Source organism: Bacillus sp. ABR (assembly GCF_056172715.1).
Genome location: NZ_JAOYSL010000006.1, coordinates 50,640 through 65,275, shown reverse-complemented (window position 1 = coordinate 65,275; position 14,636 = coordinate 50,640). Strand labels below are relative to the sequence as shown.

Here is a 14,636-nt window from a genome sequence, read left to right as displayed (position 1 = left end):
TGCAGATATATTCTTCAGAATGGTATAAATTAAGTTTTATTTGAGTCAAATATTGTTTTTGTAACCATTCAATAGAGCATATTAATTCTTCTGAATACCTATCTATAAAGAAAACAATATACAGAGAGAGTGAGTCGTACCATTGATGAATCAAGATACTTTTGCTGATTGGTTGAGAACTTATGCAAATATAAAACCATACTCTATTGGAAGATACTCTAAAGCGATCGGCACAATATCCTCAGAATTAGGAGACTATGGATTACAGAAGATTAATTTATTTAATTTAACTGATGCTGCCTTTATTGATGAAATTCTTAGTAATCCAGAGTTCAAAAAGAAGAATGAAAAAGGACATAGGATGTATAGTGTAGCTTTAAATCATTTTAAAAAATACATTGAATATTATGATGATTCTGAGTTGCAAGCAGAGCTATTTAAAGAGGAGCAGGAGTTTGAAAAGTACCTAATAGGAAATCCTGCTGATGTCGGCAGAGCTGATATTGAGGATAAGCCAAAAGATAAGCCTAAACATAGGTTAGTGAAAAATAAAAAGGTATGGAGTAGAAATCCTAAATATGCAGTTGGAGCTGTTGCTGATGCAGATTATTTATGTGAGTTCGATAAACAGCATAAGCATTTTATTTCTAAGTTTAATGGAGAGAATTATGTAGAGGCTCACCACTTGATACCAATGCAATATCAGGATCAATTTGATCACAGTTTAGACATCCATGCTAATATTGTTTCAATTTGTTTAGTCTGTCATAAGAAAATCCATTATGGACGATTTGAGGACAAGAAAGAAATATTAGATAAGCTATTTCACAGTAGGAGAGAGAGACTTCTTAAAGGTGGAATTGATATAGAAATTTCACAGTTATACACGTATTATCAGGATTGAGAAATCTAAGGGAATTATGGCTGGCTTAAGATTACTACCTACATTAGGATGCTAATTGAGTATTTAGGACAAATTGATTATAGCCTGAGTAAAATCACTCAAAATGCCATTTTAAAGAATGAATTTCATTAGCTTTACTCAAAATAAAGCTTTACATCATCCATCATCATCATGTAAGATATGGAGAAATTAAAAGCGAAGAAAAGGACATGAGCCATTTTTACTGGTTATCAGAGAGGGAAGTCACGCTGAAATCTTCCTAACACAGAAAAGTTGTCTTACCACCTTTGAGCTGTATTGGGGAAATTACAGTATCCAATATCGTCTACGCCACGTTACGGCACCAGAGCCATAAAGCGAATACGCATTATGGGAATTTGGGTGGAACCACGGATCACACATTCGTCCCTCTATGAGGGATGGGTGTGTTTTTTTGTACACTCATATAGGATCATTGCTTTGAAAAGGACATGAGCAGCTTTTATCGGTTACCAGAGAGGGAAGTCACGCTGAAATCTTCCTAACGCAGAAAAGCTGTCTTACCACCTTTGAGCTGTATTGGGGAAAATTGCAGTATCCAATACCGTCAATGCCGCGTTACGGCACCAGAGCCATAAAGCGAATACGCGTTATGGGAATTTGGGTGGAACCACGGATTACACATTCGTCCCTCTATGAGGGATGGGTGTGTTTTTTTTATTTCAAAAAATAGGAAAGGTGTGTCAGTTATGAGAGAAAACATGGTGAAGATTCAATTTCCAGATGGAAAGATAAAGGAGTTTCCCGCAGGTACGACTGTTGCAGATGTTGCCTCCCATATTAGTCCGAGCTTAAGAAAAAAAGCAGTGGCGGGAAAGGTCAATGATCAAATGGTTGATTTAAGTGAAAAGCTAAACAGCGATGCTGGGCTGTCTATTGTCACACTTGATTCAAAAGAAGGGGTTGAAGTGCTGCGCCATACATCAGCACACGTATTAGCCCAGGCTGTGAAAAGGTTATATGACAATGTCACACTGGGGATCGGACCTGTCATTGAAAATGGATTTTACTATGATATGAAGCTCGATCAAACATTAAGCGTAGAGGATTTGGAAGAAATTGAAAAAGAGATGAAAAACATCATAAATGAGAATCATCCCATCCAAAGAAAAGAGGTCTCTTACAAAGAAGCAGAAGCGCTGTTTGCACATGATCCATATAAGCTGGATATTTTAAAAGGGTTACCCTCTCAAGAAGCCATCACAGTTTATCAGCAAGGAGAATTTGTAGATTTATGCCGCGGGCCGCATGTACCTTCTACAGGGTACTTAAAGTCATTTAAACTAACACGTGTTGCAGGGGCTTATTGGCGGGGAGATAGCAATCAGGATGTCTTGCAGCGAGTGTATGGTGTAGCGTTTCAGCATCCAAATCATCTAGCTGATTATCTTCATTTCATGGAAGAAGCAAATAAACGTGATCACCGGAAATTAGGGAAGCAGTTATCCCTCTTTATGTTTTCAGAAGAAGCACCAGGCATGCCGTTTTATTTACCAAAAGGTCAGATTGTCAGAAATGAATTAATGGCCTTTTCAAGAGAAGTGCGAGGAAAAGCGCATTACGAAGAAGTGAGTACACCGTTTATGATGAACCAAGAGCTTTGGGAAAAGTCAGGGCACTGGGATCATTATCATGAAAATATGTATTTCTCAGAAGTAGACCATACAAGCTTTGCTTTAAAACCGATGAACTGTCCAGGGCATATGCTCATGTTCAAAAACAGCTTATATTCATACAGAGACCTCCCGATCAGAATGGCTGAGTTTGGCCAGGTGCATCGTCATGAATTTAGCGGAGCGTTAAATGGATTGTTCAGGGTCAGGACATTTTGCCAAGATGATGCTCACATTTTTTTAAGAGAAGATCAAATCGAAGCTGAAATCAAACGGATTTTCCAATTAGTTGATCATGTGTATCGGACATTTGGGTTTGAGTATTCCGTCGAGCTATCCACTCGTCCAGAAAAAGCCTTAGGGGATGATGCCATTTGGGAAATATCCGAAACAGCACTAAAAAATGTGCTTGATCGTCTAAAGGTCGACTATCAGCTAAATGAAGGAGATGGGGCATTTTATGGCCCGAAGATCGATTTTCATATTAAAGATGCCCTGCAGCGGAGCCATCAGTGCGCCACAATTCAGCTGGATTTTCAAATGCCTGAGAAATTTGATTTAACATATATCAACGAAAATAATGAAAAGGTACGGCCAGTTGTGATTCACAGCGCCATTTTTGGTTCTCTAGATCGTTTCCTTGGCATTCTCATTGAGCATTTTGCGGGTGTCTTTCCATTATGGCTAGCACCAGTACAAGTACAAATCATCCCAGTCTCAACTGTTCACCTTGATCACTGCTTAAAGGTGCAGCAGCAATTAAGAAGTATCGGAATAAGAGCAATAATCGATGAGCGTGATGAAAAACTTGGCTATAAAATGAGAGAAGCACAAATGCAAAAAATCCCTTATATCGCTGTCATTGGCGATACAGAAATGCAAGACAACACACTAAATATTAGACAGCACGGAGAAAAGACTTCAAAGCAAATGTCTGTTGAGGATTTTAAACGTTTGGCAGCTGAGCAAATAAAAGACAGAACAGCTGCTCAAGAAATGATGTGATGATTTCATTACGAAGAATGAGACGTCCATTGAATGATGGGCGTCTTTCCCTTTCCATTTCTGCAATGGAAAGGGAAAATATTGAAACATTTTTTCGGTAAAATCGTAATAAAGATAGAGCGTTCAAAAGAAACATTTAAAACGGAGAGGAGTATTACATGGATCAAGCTGCACTGAAAAAGATGAGGACAAAACAAGTAGTTATCTCTAATTTACTATTCGGCGTGATGATCTTGATTTTTTTTGTTTTGATTCAAAAAGTTGAGATTCAATTTACATATTTCTTTCTTTGTTTAGGAATCTTCATGCTCCTTCAAGGCATTTACGGCTTGATCAAAAAAGGATCAACAAAGTCTTTCATTCCCATTTTTGAGCAGGTAGCCATTTATGAAAAAGAAAAATTGGGAAAAGAGTGGGAGAAAGAACAAAGAGTGGAGAACATTTGGAAATTGATATTGAGCGGGCTTATGTTCTTCCAATCATTTAGTTTACAAACAATACCAGATTCATTCTTTGAAATAGAACTTAAGTTTCTCATTTTCTTATTTGTTATGGCTCTAGCCATTATCAATATAAGCATGCTCTTTCGCTTTAGAAAAATCGATCGGTCGACTGAAGCGCACGGATTAAAAGGCTTTACAAAGGAATCAAATATGCTGGCAATGGCATTAGGATTATTATCAGTGATCGTCATATTCGGCTTTATCGTCATCTTTCTTCTTCCATTAAACTGAATTTTGAGGTGAAACAAATGAATGCAAACATACAACAACTGATCGATCAGACAAAGGCGAAATTTGGCTTAGATCTTTACTATCTAAAAAGGCACAATTTTCATCGTTACGTCAATATGTTCAATGAAACGGTGTATACATTGAATATGGAATGGTTTCCCTCCCATGAAGCTGAACCAGAGGACGATGATCTAAACCCGGACGGCACAGCCGTAATTGACGTGAATTTGAATACAGGGCAGGTTGAAACAGTTATTTTTGTCATGGATAAAACCTTCGCGAAGAATGGTGTCACATTTAAGAGGCCTTATCCAGCTCATGCCATTCAATGGATTGAACAAGAAACAGAGTTGATTGATGGTGAGCATTTTCACTTGCAACAAAAGGAGAAAGGGGAACTTTTTTTCGAAGAAGCAATAGATGGTGTGAAAGTGACGCCTTCAGGTAGAATCGAGGTGAAATGGGATGAACATGGGCAGCTCATTCACTTTATACATCGAGGGCCATTTATGGCAAAAAAACGACTAAGAGCTGAAGAATATGTGCTTTCCATTGATAGGATCGAGGATTTAGCTCAGCAGCAAGTGCAGCGGTTTGATTGGCCCTCCTTCGAGCAGAATCGAATCCGCCCTATATTTGCGTTAGAAGAAATTTATGTCAAGAACGATGGGACAGGAACGATACCGTTTGAAATTGGGCGTGAAGAAACACATTGTATACACATGAATCAGGTCATGGAGTGGAATGAACCTTTAACCAAAACCTTTGAAAAAAAGGAAGTCAATATAAACGAGGACATTACTGCTGAACAAGCCTTCTCACTGGAGCCTTCACCAGATACATTCCCGATCTCAAAAGAGGAGCAAGCTGAGTGTATCAAAGCGGTTCGCACCTTTTTGGCGCAAAAATATTCAAAGGATACAGGGAAGTGGGTGCTTAAAACACTCCACCGTGATCATGGCTATATCGAAGCGATATTAAAAACGAATGAGCAAGAAGGCTGTGGATTTATGGATAAGATCAAGGTCTTCATTGATGCCAGCACTTTTGAAGCCATTAATTACATAGATAAAAAAGAGATGTTTCAAGTATGCGGGATACTCAATCCATCTCAATCAGCTAGTGAAATCACCATATCTCAGAAAGAAGCCTTTGAAACATTGAGAGAACGCCTCGAACTTACACCGATCTATGTCTATGACGATGTGCAAAAACAATATGTTTTATGCGGCAAGCTTGACTGTCATGATGGCGTTGATGCAGTGAGCGGCGAAGTATTCTCTTTGACAGACCTTTCATAACTTCTAAAAGAACAGTGAGCAGCTGTTCTTTTTTGTCCCATTTTCCTCTTTTTAGAATAAAAATGGAATTTTGTAGAAGGAAGTTGTCGTTTCATCACGAAAGAAACAGATAAGAATATGATCATAGGTCCATCGGTGGGAATTCGTATTTCATATAGTAAACGTCATACATATGGAAAACTCATGACAGTAAAGTTGATCTACAAATCTTTTAGAAGAAAAAATGACATTGTGTCTCTAGTAGTATGCGAAAATAGGCGGACTGAGATCATAGGGTGAGTTGAACATGTTTGTTTTAGGTAAGCTTAAAGCTATAAATAGAAGAAAGTGAGGATATCTAACTTGAGTACATTGGAAGTGTTTCGTCAGTTTTTGGTTGATCATTATCCTGCGTTACAAGATGAGCTTTGGTTGCAAGATGTTGATACCCTTCGAATCTCTCCTATTCTTCATCCTTTTCTGAAAAGCAAGCTGCCAGAAGGAATCGAAAAATTCACTTGTGTCCTATTCACGCAGCAGACAGATCAAACTGCTGCACCGCTCAAAGTCTACCTTCTATTAGATGAATATGAGCAATCGCTTTATGCTATTGATTTGATGAATGAACAAATAGCGCTTCATTAATACAGAAGCAAAAAGCTGCTTGAGAGAGCTCCTCAGCAGCTTTTTTTTGGTGAATCTTAGTTTGTCATATCAACCAATCTTGAGTGCAAGTTGTCCACTTCTTTCTTTGTTGGAAAAGAGCTGATCAGCAGCGTAGACCGTCCTAATTGATTAGGAAGTTCAGTATCGGTCACAATCATATCAATCCCAAGTCGATCCATTGTCTGTTCATTTAATGTATTTTCTGGACTTGTGAAAATATGAATGAGAGGAGGCAATCTTAATTTAATTAAATCCGCAATAAACAAACTATGATTATAACCTAATGTTGAAATGACAAAAATGTTCAACACGTTTCTCCGATCCATTTCCAAATGAACAAGCCCCCTCCAGTTAGAAGTAATGATACGAATCAATTCTCGTTCATTTTTCACAAAAGAAGCAAGTATATCGTCTGTTTTTAACTCTTGGATGATATGAGTAATCCTCGAATAGAAGTAAGGAAGCTGTTTTTTTACCTCTGATAAATACCTCGATTTCTTTTTGAAAAGGAATCCATCTCTTACGGTAATTTCCCTAGAATACACATAATATTGGAGAAGAATCAGTGTCATCGCCTTGCGATTAGCCACCTCTTGATGAAATATCAACTCCAGTTGGTTGATAAAGGAATGAATGGCTTCGAAGAGGTGTGGTGTATGCGATTGAAAGAACGTCAATTTTTCTTCGACAGTTTCAATTGATTTATAATGGCCAATAGCTGGTTCAATCAATAGTAAAAAGACAAATTCGTGACGATCCAACGTAACACCAAAAGTGTCCTTTGTCATTTGGCAAACGTGTTCTTCCAAGTTTTTGATTTGATTATAGATACCTTTAGCTGTAGATGTTTGTTTTTCCTTATCCATTGAGTACCTATAATTGCGTCGTATTGAAAAATTTTTCCTCACTCGGTGTATGGAAACGGCGAGCCATAGGCAAAATTTATCTATCGCCACATCAGGTAGATTGACTTCGAGCACCTGAAATAGCTTTTGTAAAAAATCAACTGCATCTTGCTTTTGAATATCATCGAATGGCCAAAGCCTGCTTCCATAGACTTCAAACAAAAATTCCACAAAAAATTGACGAATCTCCTTCTCATTTCCATGGAACTGCATACTATCTGGTCGTAACTCAATGTCATACGAGATAAGAAGCGAATTGATTTTATGAATGGTGTTATACAATGTGGATCTACTGATATTCAGTATGTCCATCCATTCATAGAAAGACCTGTTTTGTTCAAAGAAAACGCCATCAATCAATCGAATTTCAATCGTATCTTTTAGAATTTCTTTGATATAGTAGTCGACTCGTATCGTCTGTGTATAACAAATGGATATGCCTTGTCTTGGCTTTATGTGGATTAACGGCTCTCCGTTCTCTGTTTGGAACGACTTCATTTGTTCTAAATCGCTTTGAATGGCACGAACCGAACCGATTTGTTCATTCGATATTTCTTGAAGGCTCCACCACTTATCTTTTGATACAAGCAGTTTTAAAATTTTTATCCATCTCTTTGATTTATTATCAATGAGCTCCATTAAACAACTAACTCCTTCCCTTGGCTTGCCTCTATATTATGAAGTTCACTTAAAGAACATTTGATTTTCTAAATAGGCATAAAATGATTTTAATATTTAGGCTAAATCGTTTTGTCTTCACTTTTCATGATAAAAGAGAAAAAAATTAGACGAAAACAAATATTATTCGTTAATTCTCCATATTTTTCTTTTAAAAGGTGATAAGTAAGCCATGAATCCTATAAAAATGGATCATTTTAGATATTTTGTTTATTTTTTTGCTGTTGAAACGGTAAATGAAAGAATAAAATGCAGCAGATTTTTGATTACCATATGAAAGGGAGTAGAAAGGAATGCGGTCTATATGATGCTGAACTGTCTAACCATACATACCATATGATACATGCTTGTTTCATATGAACGAACTATATGTGAATACATGCTTATATATGCATGTACACATCGTTTATTGTTCATTCAAGTATCAATAGAAAAATTCATATTTATTCTTTCATGATCCCTCTCACTATTCCCCATTTCTATGGACCCCAATCCAGTTATTGAATCCACTATCATGATTGATCAACTCATTTTATTCATAGGGTCGTAAGGTGCAATTTTTTAGAAAATATTTGATCAGAAGCGGAGTGATTGATCTGACAGTATACAACTGATTTTTTATCATTGTTGAAAATTAATTTTAGAAAAGGGTGGATGTATTGAAAAGAATATTGTCGCTGGCACTCATTACAGTGCTAGTCATACAGTCTAGTATATTAGGAGTCTTGCCTTTAGCAGGGGCACAAGCAAAAGAAATTCAAGAAAATATTTATGGGGATATTGAGTTTGCTGATAGCGAAGGCAATAAGTTATCAAGCATGGAAGATCAGCAAGTAAGAAAGGCCACTGTGCATTGGTCAATAAAAGGAATTGATCTAAAAAAACAATATCCGTATGTTTTCACTCTTCCTTCAGCCATCCAGGTAGAGAAGGAGCAGAAGGAACCCATTACTGTAGGTGACATACCTGTTGGCGAATATACCGTTTCAAAACAAAATGAAGTGACGGTAAAATTTAAAGAAGATGTTGAGATCGATCCAAATTTAGAAGGATCAATTGACATCGATGTCACCAGTATAACTCAGCAAGAAGAGAAAACAAAGCAAAATGAGGGTGAAGAAAGCCTTCCAAAAGATGACTCAACCTCATCTGAGAAAGATAAAGCTTCTAACAATCAAGAAGCCGCTCAAACGAAACAAAACGAAGAAGATGAATTACTAAAAAATAAAGTGAGCGTGTCTAAGCGTGCAGGGCTGCAAAGTGTTACAAAACAAACGCTGATACAAGAAAATCTCCTCACTGATGCGAAATTAATATTTGAAGATCCGGAAGGAAATTCAATTGAGAAACCTGATATCAACTCGCTGATTTCCATTAACTATGAGTGGGCCATCCCGAATGGGCATAGCTATAATGGCGGAGATGAATTCCATTTCAAGGTTCCAGAGGAATTAGTGATTTACGAAAAAATCGATCGTCTCGAGATGAAATTTAATCAGGCAACCGTTGGTTATTTCTCTGTAGATGAGAGTGGAAATGCCTCCATCGAGTTCACCGATTTTATTAAACAATATTCAAATATCCATGGAACACTTCAAGTTTGGACGCAATTAGATCAACAAACAGTCATCACTGAAGAAAAAGAAGTCATCATTACCCCGATTGAAGGCAAGGATACGGTATCTATTCCGATTCAATACATTCCAAATGGTCCAAACGTCTCTAAAAAGGGAAAACCAAATCGATCTTACAATGCTGAAACCATTCAATGGACAGTAGATTTTAATATGGACTTAGACGATGTGAAACAAGCGAAGCTATTAGATCCGATTCAAGAAGGTCAGGCATTGAAAAAAGATTCAATCAAGCTTTATCGTATTGATACAAAGCTAAATGGGGAAACATCGATTGGTCAGCTGCTTGACGAAAACCACTATACAATCGGCCAAACAGCAGATGGTCAAGATTTCACGATTGAATTTAAAGATGACGTGCATCTAGCTTACCGTTTAATGTATGAAACGGACATTACAAATCAAGATCAGTCTGCATTTCGTAATAAAGCGTCCCTAGTTTCCGGTGATAAAGTGATCAGTTCAGCAGAAGGCACAGTGAATGTGACAAGAGGCAGTCCTTTAAATAAAAAAGCCGCTCACTACGATCCAGTCACACAAACGATTACTTGGGAAATTCGATATAACTATAACGAAAAAAAGCTGGCTCAAAAGGATGCTTTGTTAGAAGACTACTTTAATGGTACACAGGCGCTGATTTCTGATTCATTTCAAGTCAAAGAAGTCACAATTGATCAAAATGGCAACGAAGCAGGGACAAAAGCGTTTGAAAATTATGTAGTTCAACCTCAAAAAAAGGATGAACAAAACGGGTTTACCTTGCAATTCAATCAAGATATTCAATCAGCTTATCTCATCACCTATCAAACAAAAGCAACCGAGCGGGTTTTTGAAGCTGAAGAGATCATCAATACCGTAACAGCTGGCAAAGAGAGCAAACAAGGGAAGCAAAGAATTGACCAGCAAATCCTAACGAAAAATCATGGAACACCAAATTACAAGACCAAGACTATTCCATGGCGTATCACCTTCAACAAAGATCAACAAACGATGAACAATTTGATATTAAAAGATACGTTTACAAACGAAGGATTGACGCTGCAAAAAGATAGTTTAAAAGTGACGACAGGCAATTCAGTGCTTGAAGAAGGCACAGATTACCTAATAATTGAACATGAAAATGGATTTGATATTCAATTTACAAAAGAAATTAAGACAGAACATATCGTCACATATACAACGTCTTTTGATTATGAAAAAAGAGCAGATAAAGACCAAAAGAATCTGCGTAATCATGTAAAGCTTGAATGGGTAAATGAAGATGGCAAGGATTTGACGAAGGAAAATCAATCTGTCTTCACACCGGACACATACACGCAGTCTAATGGTTTTAAGAACGGAACTTATGATGCAAAGAAAAAAGAGATCACATGGAATATCGGTGTGAACTATAATTTGAAACATCTAGAAGAGGCGAGAATCGAGGATTTCATTCAAGGAAATCAGCGTTTGCTTAAAGATTCAATCACCGTCTATTCGCTTGATTTACAAGGCGGGGAAAATGGAGCAGAAGAAAAAGAGGTATTAGCGAAAGAACATTATGACATCAAATTCCTTGAAAATGAAAAGGGAGAAACAGGCTTCGAAGTCATCTTCAAAAAAGCCATTGATTCCCCATACAAAATCACGTATCAAACAAGTGTTGAAGGAATGGATTTAGTACAGAAAACCTACGAAAATAAAGCGACCCTTTATGATGGACAGACAAAAGAATCAGATGTGAATGCTGTGGTGTCCATTCCAAATGGAGGGAAATACACGAGCAAATCAGGAAATCAACAAGGGAAAGTTATTGATTGGAAAGTAAATATCAATTTTGGTCAATCAACAGTCCAAGATGCGACGATTATAGACCATCCAAGCAGTAACCAAGCCATAATAGAAAACTCATTTCATCTCTATTCGACGACAATAGATGAAAAGGGGCAAGTGACAAAAGCAGAAGAGTTGGAAAAAGGGAAGGATTACGAACTAGACCTTGAATTCGACCCAGATTCTTTTCAAATCAAATTTAAAGAAGAAATCACGAGACCATATATTTTGGAATACCAATCTCTCATTTTAGATAAGGTGGGAAGTACACTTCAAAACGAAGTAACGTTTAGAGGTGAAAATGTAAAAGAAATCAAAAAGGAATCCGAAGCCTCAATTGTGGTCAAACGCACCGCTGGCATGGGGGACGGCACAGGAGCGATTGGTGCTTTAACCGTTAAAAAGGTAGATGCGAGTACTGGAAAAGCGCTAAAAGGAGCAACCTTCTCACTTACAGATGCTGCGAGTGGCATCGTCATTGGTACAAAGACAACAGATGAAGAAGGATCTCTTCGATTTGATCGTCTTCTGTATGGTGACTATATCGTGACAGAAGAGAAAGCACCTGATGGTTATATTAAAACCAAGGATCCGATCCATGTAACGATTGATCAGCCTTACGAATCTGGAGATCAAGCGAAATCAGGAAATAGCATGACGGTGCAAAACCAAGAAATCCGCCAGCATGTCAAGTTAACGAAAAAAGACAAAGAGACGGGTGCAGCATTAGAGAATGCAGAATTTGAACTGAAAAATGAATCTGGAGATACCGTCCAAACCGATTTGAAAACGGACGAAAAAGGAGAAATCCTTTTCAAACAACTTGAGCCAGGTTCCTATTATTTTGTTGAGACAAACGCACCGAAAGGCTATCAATTAAATCAGCAAAAATGGCCGTTCACCATTAAAGAAAATCAAACAGAAACAACAATTGTAACTGCAGTAAATGACATCATCAAAGGCTCTGCAGAATTGAGCAAAATAGGTGAAGGCGGAGAGCGACTAGAAGGTGCACAGTTCAAGCTTTTAGATCAAGATGGGCATGAGCTAAAAGGTTCGCTTGTCACAGGAGAAAATGGCAAGATCACGATAAACGAACTAAGGCCGGGCACGTATCAGCTCATTGAAACAAAAGCACCCGATGGTTATGTATTAGATGAAACGCCAATCAAATTTGAAGTACCACTTGATCCAAAGGAACCAATCGTCATTTCGCAAAAGAACTTCTATGAAACAAGTGCATTACAAGTGATAAAAGAAGGGGAAGATGGCAAGAAGCTTCAAGGTGTTCGATTTGAAGTCTTGGATCAAAATGAGAAAGTCGTGCGTAAAGATTTGACAACAGATGAAGATGGGAAGCTTTTGGTTGATAACCTCAAACCGGGCAAATATCAGCTCGTGGAGACAGAGAGTATTGATGGTTACCAAAAGAAAAATAAATCTTATCCTTTTACCATCGAAATCGCACAAAAAACACCGGCAGAAATCAAAGTGATCAATGATCTCAAAACTGGATCTGTCCAGCTCACGAAGCTCGGTGAAAAGGATGATGTGCTTGAAGGAGCAGAATTCAAGCTTATAGATGCAAATGGAAAAGAGATGAAAACAGGTCTTGTCACTGATCAGAACGGGAAGATCATCGTCAACGATCTGAAGCCTGGAACCTATCAGTTTGTTGAAACGAAGGCGCCATTCGGTCACGAGCTTGACGAAACACCTGTCACTTTTGCTATTCCATTTAACCCTGAGAAGCTGGTCAGTGTGACAAAAGAAAATAGCCGCAAAACAGGCGGAGTGCTGCTCCACAAAAAAGGCGAAGATGGGAAATCATTAGAAGGGGTTGTCTTTGATCTATCTGATGATAAAGGAAAGATAGTGGCAGGAGGAGAAGGAATTACAACCAATCAGGATGGAAAGATCACCTTCACAGGGCTAAAACCTGGAACCTATCAATTTGTTGAAAGAAAGAGTCTTGAAGGCTATGAATTGAGTACGAAACCACTTGTCTTTGAAGTTGAATTAGGTCAAAAAGAATTGATTCAAGTGGAGGCAATCAATCAGCTCAAGAAAGGTTCTGTAGAACTCACAAAAATAGGGGAAGAAAAAGAAAGATTGAAAGGCGCAGAATTTACACTTTTCAATGACGATGGCAAAGAAATGATGTCAGGTTTAACAACAAACGAGAAAGGCATCATCACTGTCAACGATTTGAAACCAGGCGCTTACCAATTGGTTGAAACGAAGGCTCCGTTTGGACATAAACTAGATGCAGAACCAGTAGAATTTAAAATTGATTTCAACCCAAATCAACTGGTGAAAGTGACAAAAGAAAATATTCGGACGACAAGTGCTGTGAAGCTTCAGAAAAAAGGAGAGGATGGTCAGTTGCTCGCTGGGGTGACCTTCGATCTGATGGATGAGCATGATCAGCGTATTCAGAAAGACTTAAAGACAGACAAAAACGGTCAACTGACAGTCGATCAACTGAAGCCAGGAACCTATCGATTTGTCGAAACAGCAAGCATTGCCGGCTATGAATTGGATCAGACACCTGTCTCATTTACGATTCGTTTAGGTCAAGACAAACCAGCAAAAGTAGAAATGATCAACAAACTGACGCCGGGAGCAGTGGAACTGACCAAAATCGATGATGAGGGACATCCGCTGGAAAATGCAGAGTTTGCTCTTCTGAGTAAAGAAGGAAAAACGTTGAAGAAATCACTTGTAACGGACCAAAAAGGAAAGCTTCACATCAACGATCTAAAACCGGGAGAATATCAATTCGTTGAAACGAAAGCACCTCATGGTTATGAATTGGATAATAAGCCGATCCTGTTCACAATTGAGAAAAATCAGCAGAAGCCGCTTCAATTAACAGCGAAGAATCACTTGATCTTAGGAAGTCTGCGTATCATAAAGGTAGACCAGCAGACAGATAGAACCTTAAAAGGGGCAGCCTTTGACATTCGTACAAAAGCTGGGAAAACCATAAAATCTGTGACAACAGGAAAAGACGGAGAAGCCATTGTCAAAGGGCTTAAACCTGGAGAGTATCTACTCACAGAGACAAAAGCACCAGATGGTTATGTAGCTTTAAAGAAACCGCTCGCTTTTACAATTCAAATGGGCGAAGTGGAGATCAAGACAATGATTGTGAAAAATGCACCAGTGAAGAATGAAGAGGACCACACGAATCCTCCAGCTTCAGATAAAGGGGATCAACATCCGCCTCATGACTCAAACGGAGAGCTGCCAAAGACTGGAGAAGAATGGCTGCGTTACTTGATGTATGCAGGGATTTTACTAGTAGCTTCTGGAACTGTTCTTCTTGTTCTTAGAAGAAGAACCATTCAGTAAGAGGAAGGA

At 38.2% G+C, this 14,636-nt stretch carries 7 protein-coding genes and 2 other annotated features; of the genes, 6 read left to right on the top strand and 1 reads right to left on the bottom strand.

The window, feature by feature from the left end; all coding sequences use genetic code 11:
- Window positions 1-145: 145 nt before the first annotated feature.
- From OIT90_RS17370 to OIT90_RS17350, 5 genes are all read left to right on the top strand, one after another.
- Window positions 146-904 carry an HNH endonuclease gene (locus OIT90_RS17370; RefSeq protein WP_372556236.1) on the top strand — a complete coding sequence of 253 codons (759 nt, stop codon included), beginning with the start codon at window positions 146-148 and terminating at the stop codon, window positions 902-904.
- A gap of 189 nt (window positions 905-1,093) precedes the next feature.
- Window positions 1,094-1,317: a binding site (T-box leader), on the top strand.
- A gap of 37 nt (window positions 1,318-1,354) precedes the next feature.
- Window positions 1,355-1,579, top strand: a binding site (T-box leader).
- A gap of 53 nt (window positions 1,580-1,632) precedes the next feature.
- Window positions 1,633-3,561 (top strand): threonine--tRNA ligase, encoded by a 1,929-nt coding sequence (thrS, locus tag OIT90_RS17365; RefSeq protein ID WP_474892776.1) that lies wholly within the window; start codon window positions 1,633-1,635, stop codon window positions 3,559-3,561.
- Window positions 3,562-3,719: 158 nt separating this feature from the next.
- The gene (locus tag OIT90_RS17360) at window positions 3,720-4,295 is read left to right on the top strand and encodes a hypothetical protein (protein WP_330545997.1); all 576 of its coding nucleotides are present in this window, start codon (window positions 3,720-3,722) and stop codon (window positions 4,293-4,295) included.
- A 17-nt stretch (window positions 4,296-4,312) separates the two neighbouring features.
- Complete coding sequence (locus OIT90_RS17355; protein WP_474892775.1) at window positions 4,313-5,596, top strand: hypothetical protein; 1,284 nt, start codon at window positions 4,313-4,315, stop codon at window positions 5,594-5,596.
- A gap of 342 nt (window positions 5,597-5,938) precedes the next feature.
- A complete protein-coding gene (locus tag OIT90_RS17350; protein ID WP_039177194.1) occupies window positions 5,939-6,220 on the top strand; it encodes a hypothetical protein in 282 nt (93 codons plus the stop codon).
- A 56-nt stretch (window positions 6,221-6,276) separates the two neighbouring features.
- Here OIT90_RS17350 and OIT90_RS17345 read toward each other — a convergent pair whose 3' ends face one another.
- Window positions 6,277-7,785 (bottom strand): helix-turn-helix domain-containing protein, encoded by a 1,509-nt coding sequence (locus OIT90_RS17345; RefSeq protein WP_058837459.1) that lies wholly within the window; start codon window positions 7,783-7,785, stop codon window positions 6,277-6,279.
- A gap of 698 nt (window positions 7,786-8,483) precedes the next feature.
- On the opposite strand from OIT90_RS17345, the gene OIT90_RS17340 reads away from it, so the two are divergent.
- Window positions 8,484-14,627: a SpaA isopeptide-forming pilin-related protein gene (locus tag OIT90_RS17340; RefSeq protein ID WP_474892774.1), complete on the top strand. Its 6,144-nt coding sequence runs from the start codon at window positions 8,484-8,486 to the stop codon at window positions 14,625-14,627.
- The last annotated feature ends 9 nt before the right edge of the window (window positions 14,628-14,636 follow it).

What these genes read in the sequence shown, in the direction of transcription:
- OIT90_RS17345 (WP_058837459.1), bottom strand. Translation starts at nt 7,785, where the DNA reads ATGGAGCTCATTGATAATAAATCAAAGAGATGGATAAAAATTTTAAAA.
- OIT90_RS17355 (WP_474892775.1), top strand. Translation starts at nt 4,313, where the DNA reads ATGAATGCAAACATACAACAACTGATCGATCAGACAAAGGCGAAATTT.
- thrS (WP_474892776.1), top strand. Translation starts at nt 1,633, where the DNA reads ATGAGAGAAAACATGGTGAAGATTCAATTTCCAGATGGAAAGATAAAG.
- OIT90_RS17370 (WP_372556236.1), top strand. Translation starts at nt 146, where the DNA reads ATGAATCAAGATACTTTTGCTGATTGGTTGAGAACTTATGCAAATATA.
- OIT90_RS17360 (WP_330545997.1), top strand. Translation starts at nt 3,720, where the DNA reads ATGGATCAAGCTGCACTGAAAAAGATGAGGACAAAACAAGTAGTTATC.